The sequence below is a fragment of the Lapidilactobacillus gannanensis genome (genome assembly GCF_003946675.1).
GTDB lineage: Bacteria > Bacillota > Bacilli > Lactobacillales > Lactobacillaceae > Lapidilactobacillus > Lapidilactobacillus gannanensis.
This window is the reverse complement of sequence record NZ_RHOT01000005.1, coordinates 49,180-67,286: the sequence shown is the minus strand read 5'-3', so window position 1 is coordinate 67,286 and position 18,107 is coordinate 49,180. Positions and strand designations below refer to the sequence as shown.

Below are 18,107 nucleotides of genomic sequence, written 5' to 3'. Positions count from 1 at the left end.
GATGAAGAAAAAAGAACGGCAAGCTATTTTACAGAAAATTGTTCACGAACATTTGGTGCATACCCAAGAGGAGTTACAGGATTATTTGCATGAATATGGTGTCCGTACAACTCAGGCAACATTGTCCCGCGATTTACGCGAGTTAAAAGTGACAAAGATGCGTGATGAATATGGTAAGTCACGTTATATTAAGCTAACGACGGAGACCCAGGGAGATGCTGAACAACGGTTGCAATCAGCGCTAAAAACAGTCACTAAATCAGTTGATGTTGTTGACTTTCTAGTTATTATTCATACGAGTCCTAGTTATGGGAATTTCTTAGCAGCGGCGTTAGATGAATTGCGTGACACACCACCAGCCGATATTTTAGGGACGATTGCTGGACATGATACCGTCGTCGCTTTTTGCAAAGATGGTGAACAGGCTCAAGTTGTTTCTGATTATTTATCAACGCATATTTAATGTGTTTGATTTAATGTCATAGAAAGTTGAAGGATACTTATGTTTCAATTATTCCACCATCAATCGACCGCTAAAGTCAACCATCAGATTTATGCACCAGTGGATGGTGAAGTGATCGATTTGATCAAGGTGAAAGATCCAGTTTTTTCCCAACATACGTTAGGCCAGGGCTTCGCGGTGTTGCCGAGTGATGGCATCATTTTCGCACCTGTTAGTGGTCAGGTTACTTTAGTTGCCAGTACGAGGCATGCCATTTATTTGCGGATGGCTAATGGCTTGGATGTGTTACTTCATCTTGGTTTGAACACTGCTGACTTACATGGCCGTCCTTTTAAAATCCATGTCACTGACGGTCAGCAAGTTAAGGGTGGCCAACGGATTGCCAGCATGAATCGCCTGCAAATCAAAGCTGCTGGCATGTCTGATACAGTTGTTGTGGTGATAACGAATTCGGCCGAACGTTTAGCTCAATTGCAAGTTAATTATGGACCAATTTTTGGCGGTCATCGCCTTGGCTGGGCCACAGTCAAAGATTAATCTGATCAGACTTGGACTAGAGCAAAAAAATGGTCGTTGCAGTGATGCTGCTATGGTTGCCATAGTGGCGTCAGGATTGCTGGCGATTAATATTGTGAGCACTTAAATTTTAATTGTGGGCTAAAGACAATCAAAATTGGCTCGTTAAACCAAATAGCCTGAGTAACAATCACGATGACATTGAGATTGTTACTCAGGCTCTGTTGTTAATTCAATTTTATTTCCAAAATGGTGAGCCTCAATACTGGATAATAACATTAAAAAAATAATTTAGCTTCAAGGACAAGAACTGCCTCTGACAAAAACTCGAGCGTGTGCCCAAAGGTGGTCAGCCGATGAGCATTAACGTAAAGTGTCGAACAATTCGTTAGAATTGTTAGGCATTTTTGCGTTAAGCGGAACCAGTTGCCTTTTGAGAACACGTTTCAGCAACGAAAGTTCGTATTATTTTTTGAAAAATAGACTGATGTCCCAGACTCATTACCAAAAAATATTTTTTGTGGTAAAGGACTACTGGTATCGTTACTTTTTTTAGTAGTTTAATCGTTAAAAAAGTTATTGTAGCTCAAATGCTCTCCTTTACATTATAATGATTACAAATTATAATGTAATCGTTGTTACAAAATTAAATTATTGGGAGGTAATATCATGTCATTAGTTGGTAAAGAGATTGGTACTTTTCAAGCAAAAGCTTATCGTCAGGGGAAATTTATTGACGTTTCTGATCAAGATTTAAAAGGTCACTGGAGTGTCGTGATGTTCTATCCAGCCGATTTTTCATTTGTTTGTCCAACGGAATTACAAGATCTACAAGAACAGTATGCAACGTTGCAAACTTTAGGAACGGAAGTATATTCTGTTTCAACAGATACTCATTTTGTTCATAAGGCGTGGCATGATCATTCTGAAGCAGTTGGTACCATCGAATATACAATGATTGGTGATCCATCACAGCAGATTTCACGTTTGTTTGATGTTTTAGATGAAGCCCAGGGTTTAGCACAACGTGGGACCTTTATTATTGATCCCGAAGGTGTCGTCCAATCAATCGAAGTGAATGCCGACGGAATCGGCCGCAATGCGAGTGAATACATTGACCGCATCAAGGCGGGTCAATATGTTGCCGCTCATCCTGGCGAAGTTTGTCCTGCTAAGTGGAAAGAGGGTAGCGCGACGCTTACACCAGGGCTGGATTTAGTTGGCAAAATTTAAGGAGGGTCAGATGGTTCTCAATCAAACTTTGCAGACACAATTGTCGCAGTATTTACAGTTGCTTGAACAGCCAGTTATTTTCACTGCCAGTTTAGGTGGTGATGAAGTTTCAGATCAAGTCCGTGATTTTCTCCAAGAGGTCGTGGCGTTATCAGCTAAATTAAGCCTAGTAACAGCGGCTTTACCACGCACGCCAAGTTTTACCTTGAAGACTGAAAAACAAGCTGAGGGGCGAATTACGTTCGCTGGTGTGCCCCTTGGTCATGAGTTTGAATCTTTTGCGCTTGCTTTGCTACAAGTGTCCGGTCACGCACCAAAAGTTCCGGCGGCAGTTAAACAGCAAATATTGGCGATTGATCAGGATTTACATTTTGAAACCTATGCCAGTTTAACTTGCACTAATTGCCCTGATGTGGTGCAGGCGTTAAATATTATGAGTGTGTTAAATCCTAAAATCACGCATACAATGATTGAAGGAGGCTTGTATCAGAATGAAGTCGCTGCTAAAAATATTTTAGCAGTGCCCACTATATATTTAAACGGTGCCGATTGGGCTAGTGGTCGGATGACGATTACAGAAATCATTCAAAAATTAGCAAGTAAAGACTTAATTTTCCACGTGGCAAAAGCCGATGCAATTAACTATGATGTTTTGGTTGTTGGCGGTGGTCCGGCGGCGGCAACCGCAGCAATTTATGCAGCTAGAAAGGGTTTGACAGTGGGGCTAGTGGCGGAACGATTTGGTGGTCAGCCGTTAGAAACGTTAGGCGTTGAGAATTTCATTGGTACACCATATATTGAAGGTGAGCAACTGATGAAGAATATTCGGGCCCATGTTGAAAAATACCCGATTCATTTAATGACAGGTTTTCGGGCAACGGGATTAAGCAAAGTCGCGGCTAAACAATTTGAGGTGACGCTTAATTCAGGCGACCAATTGCAAAGCCAGAGTGTGATTGTTGCAACGGGGGCTCATTGGCGTGAACTGGGAATTCCTGGTGAGGCAGCGTTGAAAACAAAAGGGGTTGCCTATTGCCCACATTGTGACGGCCCATTATATCGTGGCAAAGATGTGGCCGTAATTGGTGGTGGCAACTCGGGTGTCGAAGCAGCAATTGATTTAGCAGGGACCAGTCGCCAAGTGACCTTGATTGAGTTTATGCCAACTTTAGCCGCTGATCAGGTATTACAAGAAAAACTTGCGTCCCTAAAAAACGTTACCGTCGTGACTAACGCTGCAACTCAGCAAATAATCGGGACTGATCAGGTTACTGGCTTGATTTATCAGAATCGGACTAGTGGTGAAGACCAAACAATTGCGTTGGCGGGTGTGTTCATTCAAGTAGGATTATTACCCAACACTGATTGGCTTGGAGATAAGATTACGTTGACAAATCGCCATGAGATAGAAATTGATTCGCACAATGCGACGAATATTTCGGGGCTTTTTGCCGCTGGGGATTGCACGTCAGTACCCTTCAAGCAAATCGCTATTGCAATTGGTGCTGGTGCGACTGCGAGTTTGAGTGCTTTTGATTATTTGATTCGCCATTAACTGATGCCAGATAGATAATAGCAGATGTGACCACGACCGATTGGCTAGCATCAAACGTTCATTTAATTTGAAGTGTTTTCGTGAAAGTATTTAATAATGACACAAGTGAATAAAAGCAATGAGTTCAAATAGCCTGGGTGGGTAGTCTCTGATTTTATAGAGACCACCATCCGGGCCTTGTTGTTTACTGCGTGCAATAAATAGGGGGTGCTGAATTCAATTCCTTAGGCTAGTGACTGATACGACCAATTAAAGACCAACTAGCAACTTTATTCGGCGGATGATGTTGTATCAGCATGACGATGAAAAGAATGCTAAGTTTATTTGCAAAAGTGTCATGGCGTTCCTTATCTGATAAATTATTTCTAAAATATCCCATATTTAAAGGGCTTTCAGTAAAGTCATGGTGATGCTAAAGATGATTTATTAGTGAAATGAGGTCTTAAGTGGACTAACTTTTAAGTGAAGAGTTTACAATTTAGTAAATCGGCAAGTTTACTTTAAAGAAAAGTTAGTCAAATAATGCCAAGTTAATATCGTAAAAAAGACTGATTCTGAGGCCATCAGATAAGTGTCATTAACAAAGATAAAACGAACTTTCGTTGCTGAAACGTGTTCTCAAAAGGCAACCGGTTCCGCTTAACGCAAAAATGCCGAGCAATTCTAATGAATTGTTCGACATTTTACGTTAATGCTCACCGGCTGACCGCCTTTTGTCACACTCTCTATTTACGATAACGCTCATCGTTTGAGCGCATTTATTACACGTTGAGCTCACTCATCTTTGCTGAACGATTGCTGATTGATTAAGGATTGACCGTTTTTGGTCTGACGTTCAATTATTTATACAATAAGACAGCGTCACAACTGAGGTTAGACGCTGCCAAGTCAAGATTAGACGAATGATGGATAATTGACGGAAAAACCTTGACATCTACTTTATACCACATTTGAGCAAGTTTTTGTTACTTTTTTTTCATTATTTTTAGAATAAAAGTTCGAAATTGTAAACTGCATAAAAGTGATTACACTAGAAAGCGCTTTATAAAATAGCGATTACATTTTTAATAACGAAAAAATTTTTCATTTTTTTTGACGATAGCCTGACAATTGGCTCGCTTTTAGCCTGAAAAACAACCATTAAATCGATTGTCAGTGAAAATTTAATGGTAAGTAAAAAAAACAGCCGCAAATAATGCGACTGTTTTTGCAAGGTTACTTTTACTTAGAGCTTGAGCTTGAAGTGCTAACATAGCTTGAAAGAACGTTCTGTAAATCTTTGTCCTTGATGCTGACGTTGGCCTTCTTGATAACCTTAGCCAAGACTTTTTGCATAACGCTAGAGTCTTGTAACCATGAATCATAAAGTTGTTTCGTTAATTCTTTCTTATGATCAGCCATCTTACGCTTACCAGGGTTCTTGATCATCTTGATGATGTGATAGCCATAAGTTGTCTTAACAGGGGTCTTTGTATATTCGCCTTGCTTTAACTTGAATGCGGCTGTTTTAAAATCTGAATCTAATCTAGTATCAGTATTGTCAAAGGCTGATAATTTACCACCGTTTGATTTAGTAGCAGTATCAGTTGAATACTTCTTAGCTAACTTAGTAAAGTCGCCACCTTCATCCAATTGCTTGATGATATCTTTAGCAGTATCTTCTTTAGCAACTAAGATGTGAGCAACAGTAACTTTAGGTTGGTAGCTCTTCCATTGTGTTTCAAGGTTCTTTTCGGTCACTTTCTTGTTAGCCTTTAAAGCAGCTTCTGTTAAGTAGTTAGTCCGAATATTTTCTTTCAAGTCTGCTTTAGTCATGCCATTGCTTGATAAAACAGATGAGAGAGAGGAACCGTAAGTCTTCTTGAACTTGTTGAATTTCGCATCAACTTTCTTGCTAGAAACTTTGCTACCATATTGGTCTTCAAGGGCCTTAGTGATAATCATTGTTTGCAAGGTTGATTGACCAGAAGTGGTTTTCTTCATCTTCTCGTAATACTCGTTCTCAGTGATTTTGCCACCCTTCATTGAGACAACGGTCTTACTATTGCTACATCCGGCTAGTGCTAGAACAGCGACAACGCTTGCTGCAGCTAAAACCAGCTTCTTAATCGATTTCTTCATAATTCTGAATCCACATCCTATTCAAATTCCGATTTAAAACGCGACACTTCTTGTAATATACCATATTTACCAGACAAATAAAATAAACAGACAAAATTTAACGGAATGTTCATTTCTTGAGAGTTAAAAATTCGCAACTGTCACAGAAAATTCATAAACTAGTGATCTTAATTTTGTGAATCATCGGGTTGTAAGGTATTTAACTTATCTTGTAGTTTGGTAGCATCATCAGTTAGTTGCTCAACGCGAGGTTGCATTTGAAATTGATAATCCTCAATATCTTGTTGTAATGCAGCAATTGTTGGGGCAGCAGTGGTTTTGACCTCATGTTGCAAGTGCCCGAGGGCCTTTTTAAAACGCTGCACACTTTGCGTTAAATGTTGTGTTGAGGTTGTTAGATCGTCAAAATATTGGCGTAAATGATGTTGCCGTTGTAAGCCGGTCTTTTTGGTAGTCAGTAGAATATAAGCTGTGCCAGCAATTGCACCAGTCATTAATCCCTTACGAAAAGAATGTTTCATGAGTTAAGCCTCCTTGATTTGTGCCTTAATTTGTTCAGCAATTTTGGCTAATTTCTCCGGCGTGTATTGATCAGCATTATTGGCCCACTTCATTGAGAAACCATCAGCGGTCGTATAACGTGGGACAAAATGAATGTGAGAATGAAAAACAGATTGATAAGCCAACTCACCATTGTTGTTACAGATATTCAGGCCCTGAGCTTCTGGAAAGGCAGCTTTAATGGCACGGGCAATCTGAGGCACGTGTTGGAAGACGCGAGTTGCTAAGTCAGTGTCGTAGGCGTAAATGTCAGGGACATGTTTTTTAGGAACCAACAGTGTGTGACCAGGTGTTACCTGAGAGATGTCCAGAAAAGCTAGGACATCATCGTCTTCATAAACCTTTACACTTGGAATTTCACCGCGAATAATTTTGCAAAAAATACAATCATCCATTTGTTTCACCTTCAATTAATTTATCGATACTCATTACTAGCTCTTTCATGCTATCATATTAATGATTACCATGACTAGTTGTTCAAGCTCCATTATGACACGAAAGACCAATTGGATGCTAGCCAACTGCAATGATTATTTAGCATTATGTTGATGATTAAAGCTAATTTGAAATTTGAGTTGAGTTGCTTCGAGCCGGAATCGAGGCTGCACTAAGGAAGGAAAAGATTGCAATGTTAACAGTAGAACATCTGAGTGGGGGCTATCAGCACTTACAAATTCTAAAAGATGTCAGTTTTAAAGTAAACGATGGTGAGGTTGTTGGCCTGATTGGCTTAAATGGGGCTGGTAAATCAACAACGATTAAACACATTTTAGGTTTATTGCCAGCTACATCAGGTACGATTAAAATCGATGAGGTGAGTTTAAAGTCTGATTTGCAAGCTTATCGCCAACAGATTGCCTTCGTACCAGAAACACCAATTTTATACCCAGAACTTACTTTACGAGAGCATTTGGAAATGACAATCATGGCCTACCAATTAGATTCGGACGCGACTTGGTCAGTTGCTGAGAAATTGTTGAAGCTATTTCGACTAGATCAAATGCTAGATTGGTTTCCAACTCATTTCTCTAAAGGGATGCAACAAAAAGTGATGATCGTTAATGCTTTCATGACGTCGGCCAATCTATTGGTTATTGATGAACCTTTTACTGGCCTGGATCCTTTAGCGGTTCATAACTTACTTGATCTAATCGCAACTAAAAAAGCTGCGGGCAAGTCAGTTTTGATGACAACGCATATTTTAGCGACGGCCAAAGCACAAGCTGATCGGTTTATTTTGCTTAATCAAGGGACGATTCGCGCCAGTGGGACTGTTACTGAATTAGCAACAGAATTCAACGTTGCGCCTAATCAATTAGATGATATCTACTTACAGATGGCAAAGGAGAATGGTGATGTTTGATTTTCAGACTTTGTGGCGCCACCGTTTAAAACAGCATCTACGCCAACAAAATAAGTATTTACGGTATGTCTTTAATGACCACTTGATTTTGGCGGCGGTTTTTGTAGTCGGGGCTCTGGCGTTCTGGTATAGTAATGCCCTTCAAAAAATCAGCCAGCCTTTATGGTGGGCCCAACCAATAGTAATCATTATTTTGGCGCTTGTTTTGCTAATTGGGCGACTTGCAACGCTTTTGGTGAAAGCTGATCAAATTTTCTTACTACCAAAAGAGGCTCAATTAGGCCGCTACCTTAAGCAAGCCCAGCACTATAGTCTGGCATTACCCGCTTTTGTCATGGTTTTTGCCGGATTAGTGCTAACGCCCTTTGTATTGCGGGCAACCACAATTTCACCGTGGCAGTGGTTGGGACTGATGTTGTCATTGTTTGTGTTCAAAGACTTGGATTTAAGATTACTGATGAGCCAGTTATTACGAGATCAAGCTGATCGGCAACTGCCAATCAAGCGGATTTGGTTGGTTCTTGGTGCCGTGGTCAGTTGGGTACTTGGTTTTTATGTATATGGTGGCTTAGCACTTATTTTAGCTATCTTAGCTAATCTTTGGTGGCGTTGGACACAAACTAAGATTTTACCAACGACGCGGCTTAATTGGCGCTTAGTCATTGAACAAGAGGCCAGTCGGCAATTTCGCATATTGCGTTTTTATAATCTTTTTGTTGATGTACCTGAAGTTGGTGGGCATGTGGTCAGCAATCGCTTGATTGATCGTTGTTTAAAATGGTGGCAACAGCGGCAGCCTGGGACCTTTAGTTATTTATATCAGCGTGCTTTCTTACGACGGACGGACTATTTAAATATTTGGTTGCGATTTTTAGTAATTGGAATGGTTTTACTAGCACTGATTCAGCAGCCTGTGGTCGTGGCACTGTTGTTTTTACTGTTTATTTATTTAGCCGGTTATCAGCTGTTGCCTTTATTCCATCATTTTGACCATAATCCACTGACGCAACTTTATCCCACCACGTTGGCAGAAAGACAACGTGATTTTGAACGGTTGCTACGCATACTGCTCTTGGGACAATGGTTAGGTTATAGCTTAATGCTATTACTGAATGGTCAGCAATTAGGGTGGTTAGTTGTCAGCGGTTTGATTGTTGCCGGATTAGTGCTAATTATTGTATTTTTACGATTTTATTTACCAAGTAGGCTAGCAAAGAAGAGGAGTTAATGATAAATTATGCGTTTACGAAATAAACCTTGGGTGCCAGATCTAATTGCGGCTAATCCTGATTTGATTGTAACTGCGGCCACGGACAAAGATCTAGCAGGTCAATGGCGTGATCGTTTTGCCAATCCTAATTTACCGATTCAGTTAGAAATAGGTTCAGGGAAGGGCCAATTTATTATTGGCATGGCCCAGAAATATCCAGAATTGAATTTTATTGGCATGGAATTACAATCCTCTGCTATTGGCATGATTTTGCAGAAACAATGTGAATTGCGGTTGCCTAATTTACAGCTATTTTTAGGCGATGGTGCTGCTTTAACTGAATTTTTTGCACCAGCCGAAGTTGCTAATATTTATCTGAATTTCTCCGATCCTTGGCCAAAAACGAAACACGCAAAAAGACGATTGACTTACGCGAGTTTCCTTGCCCAATATCAAATCGTCTTAGCAAAAAATGGTCAATTAAAATTAAAAACAGATAATAGCGGATTATTCGAATATTCAATTATGAGTCTCAATCAAGCCGGTTGGTTGTTTGATTTTTTATCAGTCGATTTGCACCAGACTGAACGTCAAGCTGAAAATGTTGAGACAGAATATGAACAAAAATTTGCAGCCCGTGGTCAAGTTATCTATGCACTTGACGCGATGCCACCAGTGACAAAATAAATATCAGCGATATAAAATATCATTACGAAGCTTGGTAAACTAATCTAGTTGCCCAGCTTCTTTTTTTAAATCCAAAAGTTCCCGAGTTCGCGCATCAAACATAAATTGATATTGGGTTAGACCAGCTTGTTCCTCACGCGTAATACCACCAAAATAAACCTGATGACGTTGGTTATGCCAAACAGTTGTCCGTGGTCGTGATTCGATCCAAGCACCAGCAATTGGGCCTTCCTTTAGAAATAGACTTTTAATTTCTGCTAACAGACTATCAGGCAGTTCACGTGCTTGTAACTGCCAGGCCACAGCACCAACTAAACCAGCCATCACACCATTAGCAAAGCCATAGAGTGCGTACTTGAGTAACTTCTTTTCGTCTTCTGTCATTTTGAGCCCCTTCTTCATGACGATAATTAGGTACTATGTCATTAGAATACCCTGTTTCGCTAAGTGGGGCAAGTCCAGACGCTTACTTTAGTGGAAATGAAATTCATTTGTTGTGGTGCGACCGTTTTTATGCCTGGTGAGCGTTGTTAGCAGCGAATATTTTGTAGAAAATAGGGACTCAGTTTTCAGAACAACTTTTTTGTAATTTTGTTCTGAACCAGTATAATATAAAACGATTGTTTGACTGATTAACTGGCACAATTTATTTAAAATAATGACAGATTATTTGCAGCTAGCACTGTCACTAATTAAGAAGGAGTGTTTTAAATGGAAACTTTAACCGAGTATTTTACTTTGTCTGATACAGCCTGCCATGATCAGGCAAGTTTACAAAAACTGCTGACTTTGTTTGCTGATGAGGCAATTGTCACTGACAATCGTGGGTATGTCTATCGCGGGCGAGAACAGGTAGATCAATTTTTTAAAAACTTCTTTACAGAGAATATCAAGTTAAAGCATATTTTTGAGGTCTATAAGCAGGACAATCGGGTTGAAGTAAATTGGGGTGTTGTTGGCCAAAAGGAAAAGAGCCGCAAGATTTTTGCTTTAACTGGAACTGACTTAGCTACGTTAGATGATCGTGGCAAAATAATTAATTTGCGGGTCACGACAAACCATTAAGTGCGGATTTAGCTATAATTAATTTTAGTTGACACTTACTAAAAGATAGCTTATTCTTAGTACAGTACTAAGATGGAGGTTTTTAAATCATGAAAGCTTTAAGTGAAATACCATCAAAAGATTTAAAGTCAATTACGGCTAAGGGGAAGACGATGCTCTTCTTTACGGCAACTTGGTGTGGTGATTGCCGCTTTATCAAGCCAAGCATGCCAGCAATCGATGCCGAATATCCGGATTTGAATTTCGTTGAAGTTGATCGTGATCAATTTATGGATTTAGCCCAAGAATTAGGCATCATGGGAATTCCTAGTTTTGTTGCTTTTGAAGATGGCCAAGAAGTTGGTCGTTTTGTGAGTGCTGACCGCAAAACTCGTGCGGAAATTGAAAATTTCATTAATAATTTAGCTTTTACTAACTAGGACTTTAAAAACAATTAAATCTAGCTTACAATAATAAGCGTGCAATCAGAGCTATTTCTTGCTGCCGACAAAATCGCAGCAAGATAGCTTTTGAGAGCGACACGCTTTTTTTGTACAAATAAAATTTAAAAATTGAGTTGTGCTCAAGAATACTTCGGGGCAACTTTCTGAAAATATCACTATTTTATTTTAAGATAATATAAAAATCCCCATGGGGCACACTTAGAAAAAATATAAAATGATGGGAAGTTTTTCGATTGCTGATTTCAAGCTATAACAAAGACGCTTTAGGCGATGTATTGATTGTCACAACAGGTCAGGCCACGGCAAGCGAACAAGCTGTTACTCAAGCTGGCGATGTGGTCGCAATTTTCCGTCAGGATAATCAAGAATTAGTGGGTGTTAACTTATTCCACGCCCAAGATAATTTGCCGGATTTAACTGGTGCCGGTCAAGTATTTTTAAATGAAAATCAAGTAGATGAATTTAATGGCCTATTACAAAAGGCTGGTGTTAAATCCGAACTTGTGGCTGATTTGACGCCTAAGTTTGTTGTTGGTCAAGTACTGTCGCTGAAAGAACATCCTAATTCAGATCACTTACACATTGCGCAAGTTGACGTTGGCGCGGCAGAACCATTACAAATTGTCTGTGGGGCACCTAATATTGGTGAGAATCAAAAAGTCGTTGTGGCTTTAGTTGGGGCCATGATGCCAGACGGCAAAATTATTTGGCCTGGTGAGTTGCGGGGTATCAAGAGTTTAGGAATGATTTGTAGTGCCCGGGAATTAGGACTAAAAAATGCACCAGCTAAGCGCGGTATTTTGGTTTTAGACCATCAAGCGGAAGTTGGTTCAGCGTTTGATTTCGACTATCAACTATAATTTTTACGAGTAGCAAAAGACTGAATAAGTTAACGAGGATGAATAATGACAACGAAGAAATATTTTTTTATTGGGATTAAGGGTTCAGGAATGAGTGCACTTGCTTTGGTGGTCCATGATTTAGGCTATCAAGTGGCAGGCTCCGATATTGATCAATACACTTTCACTCAGCAAGGTTTGGAAGCAGCTGGGATTCCAATTTATGCATTTGATGCAACTAATGTTCAACCAGATTGGATTTATATTGCTGGTAATGCCTTTACGGATGATCATCCAGAAATTAAGGCAGCTCATGATCAGGGCTATCAGGTTATTCGCTATCATGATTTCTTAGGCCAATTGATGCAAGATTACACAAGTATTGGTGTTGCTGGCACTCACGGCAAAACAAGTACGACTGGTTTATTGGCTCATGTGCTTAGTGGTGTTGCTAAAACGTCCTACTTAATTGGTGACGGTAGTGGTAAAGGCGTTGCCGATGCCAATTTCTTTGTTTTCGAAGCTGATGAATATCGGCGTCATTTTGTGGCTTATCATCCTGATTATGTCATTATGACCAATGTTGATTTTGATCATCCTGATTATTACCATGACCTAGAAGATGTTTTTAGTGCCTTTGAGCAAGAGGCTAAGCAAACGAAAAAGGGTATTTTTGCCTGGGGCGATGATCCTAACTTACGGCGGCTGCAAACTGACACGCCAATTTATTACTATGGTTTAAAAGATACTGATGATTTTCAGGCGGTTAATGTTCAACGGACGGCTACTGGTTCATCCTTTGATGTGTTACATCACGGTGAAAAGCTTGGCCATTTTGTGATTCATTTATTTGGTGAACACAATATTCTGAATAGTTTAGCAGTTATTGGGGTCAGCTATCTTGAAGGCTTGTCCATGAATGAAGTGGCTGCTGAATTATTGACTTTCAACGGGGTTAAACGGCGGTTCAGCGAACAGAAATTTGGCGATTTAACCGTGATCGATGACTATGCTCATCATCCCTCTGAAATCAAGGCGACGATTGATGCAGCACGTCAGAAATATCCCAATCAAGAATTAGTGGTGGTTTTCCAACCACACACATATACGCGAACAAAGGCATTAATGCCGCAATTTGCTGCTGCGCTAGATCGCGCTGATCAAGTTTATTTGACGAACATTTTCGGCTCGGTTCGTGAACAACAAGGCACTGTTTCAAGTGCTGACTTAGGCGCAGAAATTAAACATGGTGGTGAAGTGTTAACTTTAGCTAATATGACACCGTTAACTAAATATCAGCAGGCGGTAGTGATTTTTATGGGCGCTGGTGATATTCAAAAATATGAGAAGGCTTTTGAAGATTTATTGAATAAATAAGGTTAATAATGGCGTACCAATTCGCTTGATTCTGCGGTGACGTCATGATGCTTGTTTTAGTCGCAATACCTAATTGCCAGAGGAATTGTGACAACTTGGTAGTCTAGCAAATTTCGATGGAGGTTTATATGGCAGCAGTTGCAGATGTAAAGCAAGATAAATTACTTTTATTAGATGGCAATAGTTTAGCCTTTCGTGCTTTTTTTGCCTTGCATAATTCGCTTGACCGTTTTACAAACAGTGAAGGTCTGCATACTAATGCGTTGTATACCTTCAGTAATATGCTGGAAACTATTTTGGCGGCGGAACAGCCAACTCATATGTTAGTGGCTTTTGATGCTGGCAAAACAACTTTTCGGACCCAAATGTTTGATGATTACAAGGGTAATCGTTCTAAAACACCGTCTGAGTTATCCGAGCAATTACCATACTTTGGTGAGTATTTAGATGCTTTGGGTATTGCTCATTATCAGTTAGTTGATTATGAGGCCGATGATATTATTGGCACTCTAGCTAAAGAAGCCCAAGGACAGATGCCGGTGACAATCATTACTGGCGATCGAGATCTGACCCAGCTGACAACGGCTAATACAACTGTGAAAGTAACCGTGAAAGGTGTTAATGAGTTAGAGACTTATACACCGGCCCACGTGCAGGAGAAGTTGGGGATTACACCTAAGCAAATCATTGATATGAAGGGATTAATGGGTGACACCTCTGATAACTATCCTGGTGTAACTAAAGTCGGCGAAAAAACGGCCCTCAAGTTAGTTAAAGAATATGGCAGTATTGAAACACTCTATCAACATGTTGCCGAAATGAAAAAAAGCAAGTTGAAAGAGAATCTGGAAAACGATCATGAGCAAGCTGTGCTGTCTAAAAAATTGGCCACCATTAATACGGCGGCTCCTTTAACGATTAGTTTAGCTGATATCAAGCGTCAGGCAGAAAATCAAGAAAAGTTGATTGCTTTTTATGAAGCGATGGACTTTAAATCAAAACTAGCAAAATTACAAATTAGTAAATCAACGACTTCAGCCGATGCTGATGCGGCCCAGAAGATTAATGCTCAAGAATTAGTGGCAGCTGATTTACCCCAAATTTTGAAGTCGCCGCAACCTCAGGCCTTTGAAATTGATATTCTTGGGGATAATTATCATCTGGAAATGCCAATTGGCTTTGCCATTGGTGCTGCTGATCACTGGTATTACAGTCAAGATTTAAGCTTATTAACTACGCCAGAATTTAAGGCTTGGTTAGCTAATCGAGATCATGAAAAATATGTTTTTGATAGTAAAAAAACTGAGGTCCTGTTGACTCGTTTAGGCGCACCAATTGCTGGGATGACTTTTGATTTATTGTTAGTTTCGTACTTGCTTAATACATTTGATAACAGTAATGATCTTGGTGTTTTGGCCCACTTACATGGGTATCAAGCGGTTCAGACTGACTTAGAAGTTTATGGTAAAGGTACTAAACGTGCAGTCCCAATGGATCCAGAAGTTCTAGGTCATCATTTAGCCTGTAAAGCGCAGGCAATTTATCGCTTGAAGACACCGCTATTGACCCAGCTTAAGGATAATGACCAAGATCAGCTTTATGATGAAATAGAAGCGCCTTTAGCTTTAGTCTTAGCACAAATGGAACTAAACGGCATTACTGTTGATAGTCAACGACTGCAAACGATGCGGCTTGATTTTGAAAAACGGTTAAATGATATTCAAGCGTTAATTTATGAAGACGCGGGTCATGAATTTAATATCAACTCACCCAAGCAATTAGGAACGGTCTTATTTGATGAATTGAAATTACCAGTGATCAAGAAGAACAAGACCGGTTATTCAACGTCGGTTGAAGTCCTTGAACAGCTGCAAGGTGATAATCCCATTATTGATCGTATTTTGACTTATCGCCAAATTTCAAAGTTACAGTCAACGTACATTACGGGGTTGTTGAAGGTCATTCATCCTGATCATAAAGTGCATACGCGATATTTACAGACATTGACTCAAACTGGACGACTTTCTTCAGTCGATCCTAATCTTCAAAATATTCCAGTACGTTTGCCAGAAGGTCGTAAGATTCGTCAGGCTTTTGTGCCAAGTCATCCTGATTGGGAAATCTTCTCCAGTGATTACTCACAAGTTGAACTACGAGTCTTAGCCCATGTTTCTGGGGATGCAAATATGCAAGCAGCCTTCAAAAATAAAATTGATATTCATGCGAATACGGCAATGAAAATTTTCCATCTTGCTGATCCTAGTGAGGTTACGCCAGATATGCGTCGCCAGGCGAAAGCAACTAACTTTGGGATTGTTTACGGGATCAGTGATTACGGGTTAGCTCGTAATATTGGTATTTCCCGGACCCAAGCGGCTAATTTTATTGCGGCTTATTTTGAACAATACCCTGATGTTGAAAGGTATGTCAAAGATATTGTTGAAGTGGCTCGCCAGCAAGGTTATGTGGAGACAATCATGCATCGGCGTCGTTATTTGCCAGATATTCATGCTAAAAATTATAATCTGCGTTCCTTTGCTGAACGAACAGCTATGAACACCCCAATTCAAGGCAGTGCCGCCGATATTATTAAAGTGGCAATGATCAATATGCAGCAACGTTTAGCTGAAGAAAACTTACAAGCTAAAATGTTATTGCAGGTTCATGACGAATTGATTTTTGAAGCGCCTGCTACTGAAATTCCTATTTTGGAAAAATTAGTGCCTAGTGTCATGGATTCAGCGGTGAAATTAGATGTGCCATTAGTTGTGGATAGTGCTCATGGTCCAACATGGTATGATGCTAAAGGTTAATAAGTAAAGGGGGGAGACCAATTTGCCTGAATTACCAGAAGTTGAAACCGTTCGTCGTTCCCTGATACCATTGATTACCGGAAAGAAAATTGCCCGAGTCAGTCTCTATTATCCTAAAATTATTAATGGGGATAGCAAACTTTTTCAAGCATTATTAGTTGGGCGGACTTTCGAAACAATCGATCGGCGCGGCAAGTATTTGTTATTTCGGTTTGATGAGCATTTAACGATGATCAGTCACTTGCGCATGGAGGGTAAGTACTACTTAGAGCCTACAGTGCAACCACATAATAAACATGTTCATGTCGTGTTTGAATTAACTGATGGTACTAGTTTGCAGTATCAAGATGTTCGTAAATTTGGCCGGATGCAGCTGGTTGATACAGGTACGGAAGCACAAGTTTCTGGCATTAAATTGTTAGGTCCCGAGCCCTTGAGTTCTGATTTTACAGTTTCCGCATTTCAACAAGGCTTACAGCGTCATCACAAGGCCATCAAGCCAGTGCTATTAGATCAAAAAGTCGTCACTGGTTTAGGTAATATTTACGTTGATGAAGTTTTGTGGCTAAGCCAGATTAATCCGTTGACGCCAGCTAATCAGCTTACCTTAGCGCAAGTAAAGGAACTGCATCAGCAAATTATTGCCGAACTAACTAAAGCAGTGGCTGCTGGTGGCACAACGATTCGTAGTTATGTAGATGCTAGTGGTCACAGTGGCCATTTTCAATTTGACTTAAATGTTTATGGTGAGGAAGGTAAACCTTGTCCCCGTTGTCAAACGACAATTGTTAAAATTAAGGTCGGTGGTCGGGGAACCCATTTTTGTCCTCACTGCCAACCACTGCCACTTGGCTGGCACTTAAATGAAACTGAGGATGCGGTTGTTGGTGGCGCTCATGAATAGAACGCCAGTTTTAGGCTTAACTGGTGGGATTGCTTCAGGCAAGTCTGCAGTGGCTCAGTTATTCAGACAACAAGGTGCCACATTAATTGACGCAGATCAAATTGCGCATCGCTTAATGTTACCTGGACAAGTCGGCGCCCAACGAATAAAAAAAGTTTTTGGCGCAGCTTATTTTCACGCTGATGGTCAGCTTAATCGCCAAAAATTGGGACAGCTAGTTTTCAATGATCAGGCGGCATTAGATAAGCTGAATACGTTATTGCAGATCTTGATTCGCACTGAGATTATTCAGGCTATTGCTGCAGCTCAACTACAAGTTCAGCCGCTTATTGTGATAGAAATTCCTTTGTTATTTGAACAGCACTATCAGCCGCTGTGTGACCGGATTCTGGTGGTAACAATTTCTCCAGAAATACAAGTACAACGATTACAGCAACGTAACCACTTAACTGCAGTTGACGCAAAAGCTAGGATTGCTGCCCAGGTCGCGCCAGAAGTACGACTAGCAGGTGCGGATTTTTTAATTTCTGGTGACCGTGATTTACAATCACTGCAAAAAAGTTTTACACAGTTATGGCAATCGCCATCATTTCAACGTTTTCTAGGGCAGCCTGTTGGCAAATGATTTTCCAAACTTAGTTGGTATCTTAAAAGCAGGTTTCTTGAAGCATAAAAATAACATTTTAAATAATGACAATCATAATATCATGTTGAGTTAGGCTCTGCTAACATGATATTTTTTGTTCTTAAAAAACATTTGAGTAGCTGAATGCTAATTGGAAAGTCGGACAGATTTGTTGGCCTTTTTTCTGAATAGTTTGAGACAGGCAGGTTGGGCTGTGACTATTTAAGCGTAAAATTGTCGCAGGATTGGTTGAGATGGCATTTTGGCCTGCTTGTTGTCGCACCTGAATTTAGGTTATAATATAAACAATTAAAAGTATTATTTGGATAGAA

General features: G+C 40.1%; 19 protein-coding genes. 14 read left to right on the top strand and 5 right to left on the bottom strand.

Features of this window, described 5'->3' with window-relative positions:
- The first annotated feature begins 1 nt into the window (after nt 1).
- From EKM81_RS02640 to ahpF, 4 genes are all read left to right on the top strand, one after another.
- Nucleotides 2–463, top strand: coding sequence for an arginine repressor (locus EKM81_RS02640; RefSeq protein WP_125648013.1), 462 nt, complete (start codon nt 2–4; stop codon nt 461–463).
- A gap of 39 nt (nt 464–502) precedes the next feature.
- Nucleotides 503–1,000, top strand: a complete 498-nt coding sequence (locus EKM81_RS02635) for a PTS sugar transporter subunit IIA (protein WP_125648010.1) — start codon at nt 503–505, stop codon at nt 998–1,000.
- Between the two features lie 648 nt (nt 1,001–1,648).
- On the top strand, nt 1,649–2,212 hold the full coding sequence (gene ahpC / locus EKM81_RS02630; RefSeq protein WP_125648008.1) for an alkyl hydroperoxide reductase subunit C: 564 nt from the start codon (nt 1,649–1,651) through the stop codon (nt 2,210–2,212).
- 10 nt (nt 2,213–2,222) lie between these two features.
- On the top strand, nt 2,223–3,767 hold the full coding sequence (ahpF, locus tag EKM81_RS02625; RefSeq protein WP_125648005.1) for an alkyl hydroperoxide reductase subunit F: 1,545 nt from the start codon (nt 2,223–2,225) through the stop codon (nt 3,765–3,767).
- A 229-nt stretch (nt 3,768–3,996) separates the two neighbouring features.
- Here the strand turns inward: ahpF and EKM81_RS11115 are convergent, their stop codons facing one another.
- The 4 genes from EKM81_RS11115 to EKM81_RS02610 form a co-directional block, all read right to left on the bottom strand.
- Entirely contained in the window at nt 3,997–4,146 is a 150-nt protein-coding gene (locus EKM81_RS11115) for a hypothetical protein (protein ID WP_164509184.1), read from the bottom strand.
- An 842-nt stretch (nt 4,147–4,988) separates the two neighbouring features.
- Nucleotides 4,989–5,888 (bottom strand): peptidylprolyl isomerase, encoded by a 900-nt coding sequence (locus EKM81_RS02620; protein ID WP_125648002.1) that lies wholly within the window; start codon nt 5,886–5,888, stop codon nt 4,989–4,991.
- A 167-nt stretch (nt 5,889–6,055) separates the two neighbouring features.
- Nucleotides 6,056–6,409 carry a YtxH domain-containing protein gene (locus tag EKM81_RS02615; protein ID WP_125647999.1) on the bottom strand — a complete coding sequence of 118 codons (354 nt, stop codon included), beginning with the start codon at nt 6,407–6,409 and terminating at the stop codon, nt 6,056–6,058.
- Between the two features lie 3 nt (nt 6,410–6,412).
- Nucleotides 6,413–6,844 carry an HIT family protein gene (locus EKM81_RS02610; RefSeq protein WP_125647996.1) on the bottom strand — a complete coding sequence of 144 codons (432 nt, stop codon included), beginning with the start codon at nt 6,842–6,844 and terminating at the stop codon, nt 6,413–6,415.
- Nucleotides 6,845–7,077: 233 nt separating this feature from the next.
- On the opposite strand from EKM81_RS02610, the gene EKM81_RS02605 reads away from it, so the two are divergent.
- The 3 genes from EKM81_RS02605 to trmB are packed head-to-tail and all read left to right on the top strand — an operon-like array spanning nt 7,078 to nt 9,709.
- Complete coding sequence (locus tag EKM81_RS02605; protein ID WP_125647993.1) at nt 7,078–7,812, top strand: ABC transporter ATP-binding protein; 735 nt, start codon at nt 7,078–7,080, stop codon at nt 7,810–7,812.
- The gene (locus EKM81_RS02600; protein ID WP_164509183.1) at nt 7,805–9,040 is read left to right on the top strand and encodes an ABC transporter permease; all 1,236 of its coding nucleotides are present in this window, start codon (nt 7,805–7,807) and stop codon (nt 9,038–9,040) included. The genes EKM81_RS02605 and EKM81_RS02600 overlap by 8 nt, the downstream gene beginning before the upstream one ends.
- Nucleotides 9,041–9,049: 9 nt before the next feature.
- The gene (gene trmB / locus EKM81_RS02595) at nt 9,050–9,709 is read left to right on the top strand and encodes a tRNA (guanosine(46)-N7)-methyltransferase TrmB (RefSeq protein ID WP_125647987.1); all 660 of its coding nucleotides are present in this window, start codon (nt 9,050–9,052) and stop codon (nt 9,707–9,709) included.
- 39 nt (nt 9,710–9,748) lie between these two features.
- Here the strand turns inward: trmB and EKM81_RS02590 are convergent, their stop codons facing one another.
- Nucleotides 9,749–10,093 (bottom strand): peptidase, encoded by a 345-nt coding sequence (locus EKM81_RS02590; protein WP_125647984.1) that lies wholly within the window; start codon nt 10,091–10,093, stop codon nt 9,749–9,751.
- A 327-nt stretch (nt 10,094–10,420) separates the two neighbouring features.
- Between EKM81_RS02590 and EKM81_RS02585 the strand changes: the two genes are divergently transcribed.
- The 7 genes from EKM81_RS02585 to coaE all read left to right on the top strand — a co-directional run bounded on the left by EKM81_RS02585 (nt 10,421) and on the right by coaE (nt 17,775).
- Nucleotides 10,421–10,774, top strand: a complete 354-nt coding sequence (locus EKM81_RS02585) for a nuclear transport factor 2 family protein (RefSeq protein ID WP_125647981.1) — start codon at nt 10,421–10,423, stop codon at nt 10,772–10,774.
- Between the two features lie 89 nt (nt 10,775–10,863).
- A complete protein-coding gene (locus EKM81_RS02580) occupies nt 10,864–11,193 on the top strand; it encodes a thioredoxin family protein (protein WP_125647978.1) in 330 nt (109 codons plus the stop codon).
- A 257-nt stretch (nt 11,194–11,450) separates the two neighbouring features.
- Nucleotides 11,451–12,077, top strand: coding sequence for a YtpR family tRNA-binding protein (ytpR, locus tag EKM81_RS02575; RefSeq protein WP_125647975.1), 627 nt, complete (start codon nt 11,451–11,453; stop codon nt 12,075–12,077).
- 45 nt (nt 12,078–12,122) lie between these two features.
- Nucleotides 12,123–13,433, top strand: a complete 1,311-nt coding sequence (gene murC, locus EKM81_RS02570) for a UDP-N-acetylmuramate--L-alanine ligase (protein ID WP_125647972.1) — start codon at nt 12,123–12,125, stop codon at nt 13,431–13,433.
- 128 nt (nt 13,434–13,561) lie between these two features.
- Nucleotides 13,562–16,246 carry a DNA polymerase I gene (gene polA, locus EKM81_RS02565; RefSeq protein WP_125647969.1) on the top strand — a complete coding sequence of 895 codons (2,685 nt, stop codon included), beginning with the start codon at nt 13,562–13,564 and terminating at the stop codon, nt 16,244–16,246.
- Between the two features lie 22 nt (nt 16,247–16,268).
- Nucleotides 16,269–17,150, top strand: coding sequence for a DNA-formamidopyrimidine glycosylase (gene mutM, locus EKM81_RS02560; RefSeq protein WP_125647967.1), 882 nt, complete (start codon nt 16,269–16,271; stop codon nt 17,148–17,150).
- A complete protein-coding gene (coaE, locus tag EKM81_RS02555) occupies nt 17,143–17,775 on the top strand; it encodes a dephospho-CoA kinase (protein WP_164509182.1) in 633 nt (210 codons plus the stop codon). Before mutM ends, coaE begins: the two co-directional genes overlap by 8 nt.
- Nucleotides 17,776–18,107: the final 332 nt, after the last annotated feature.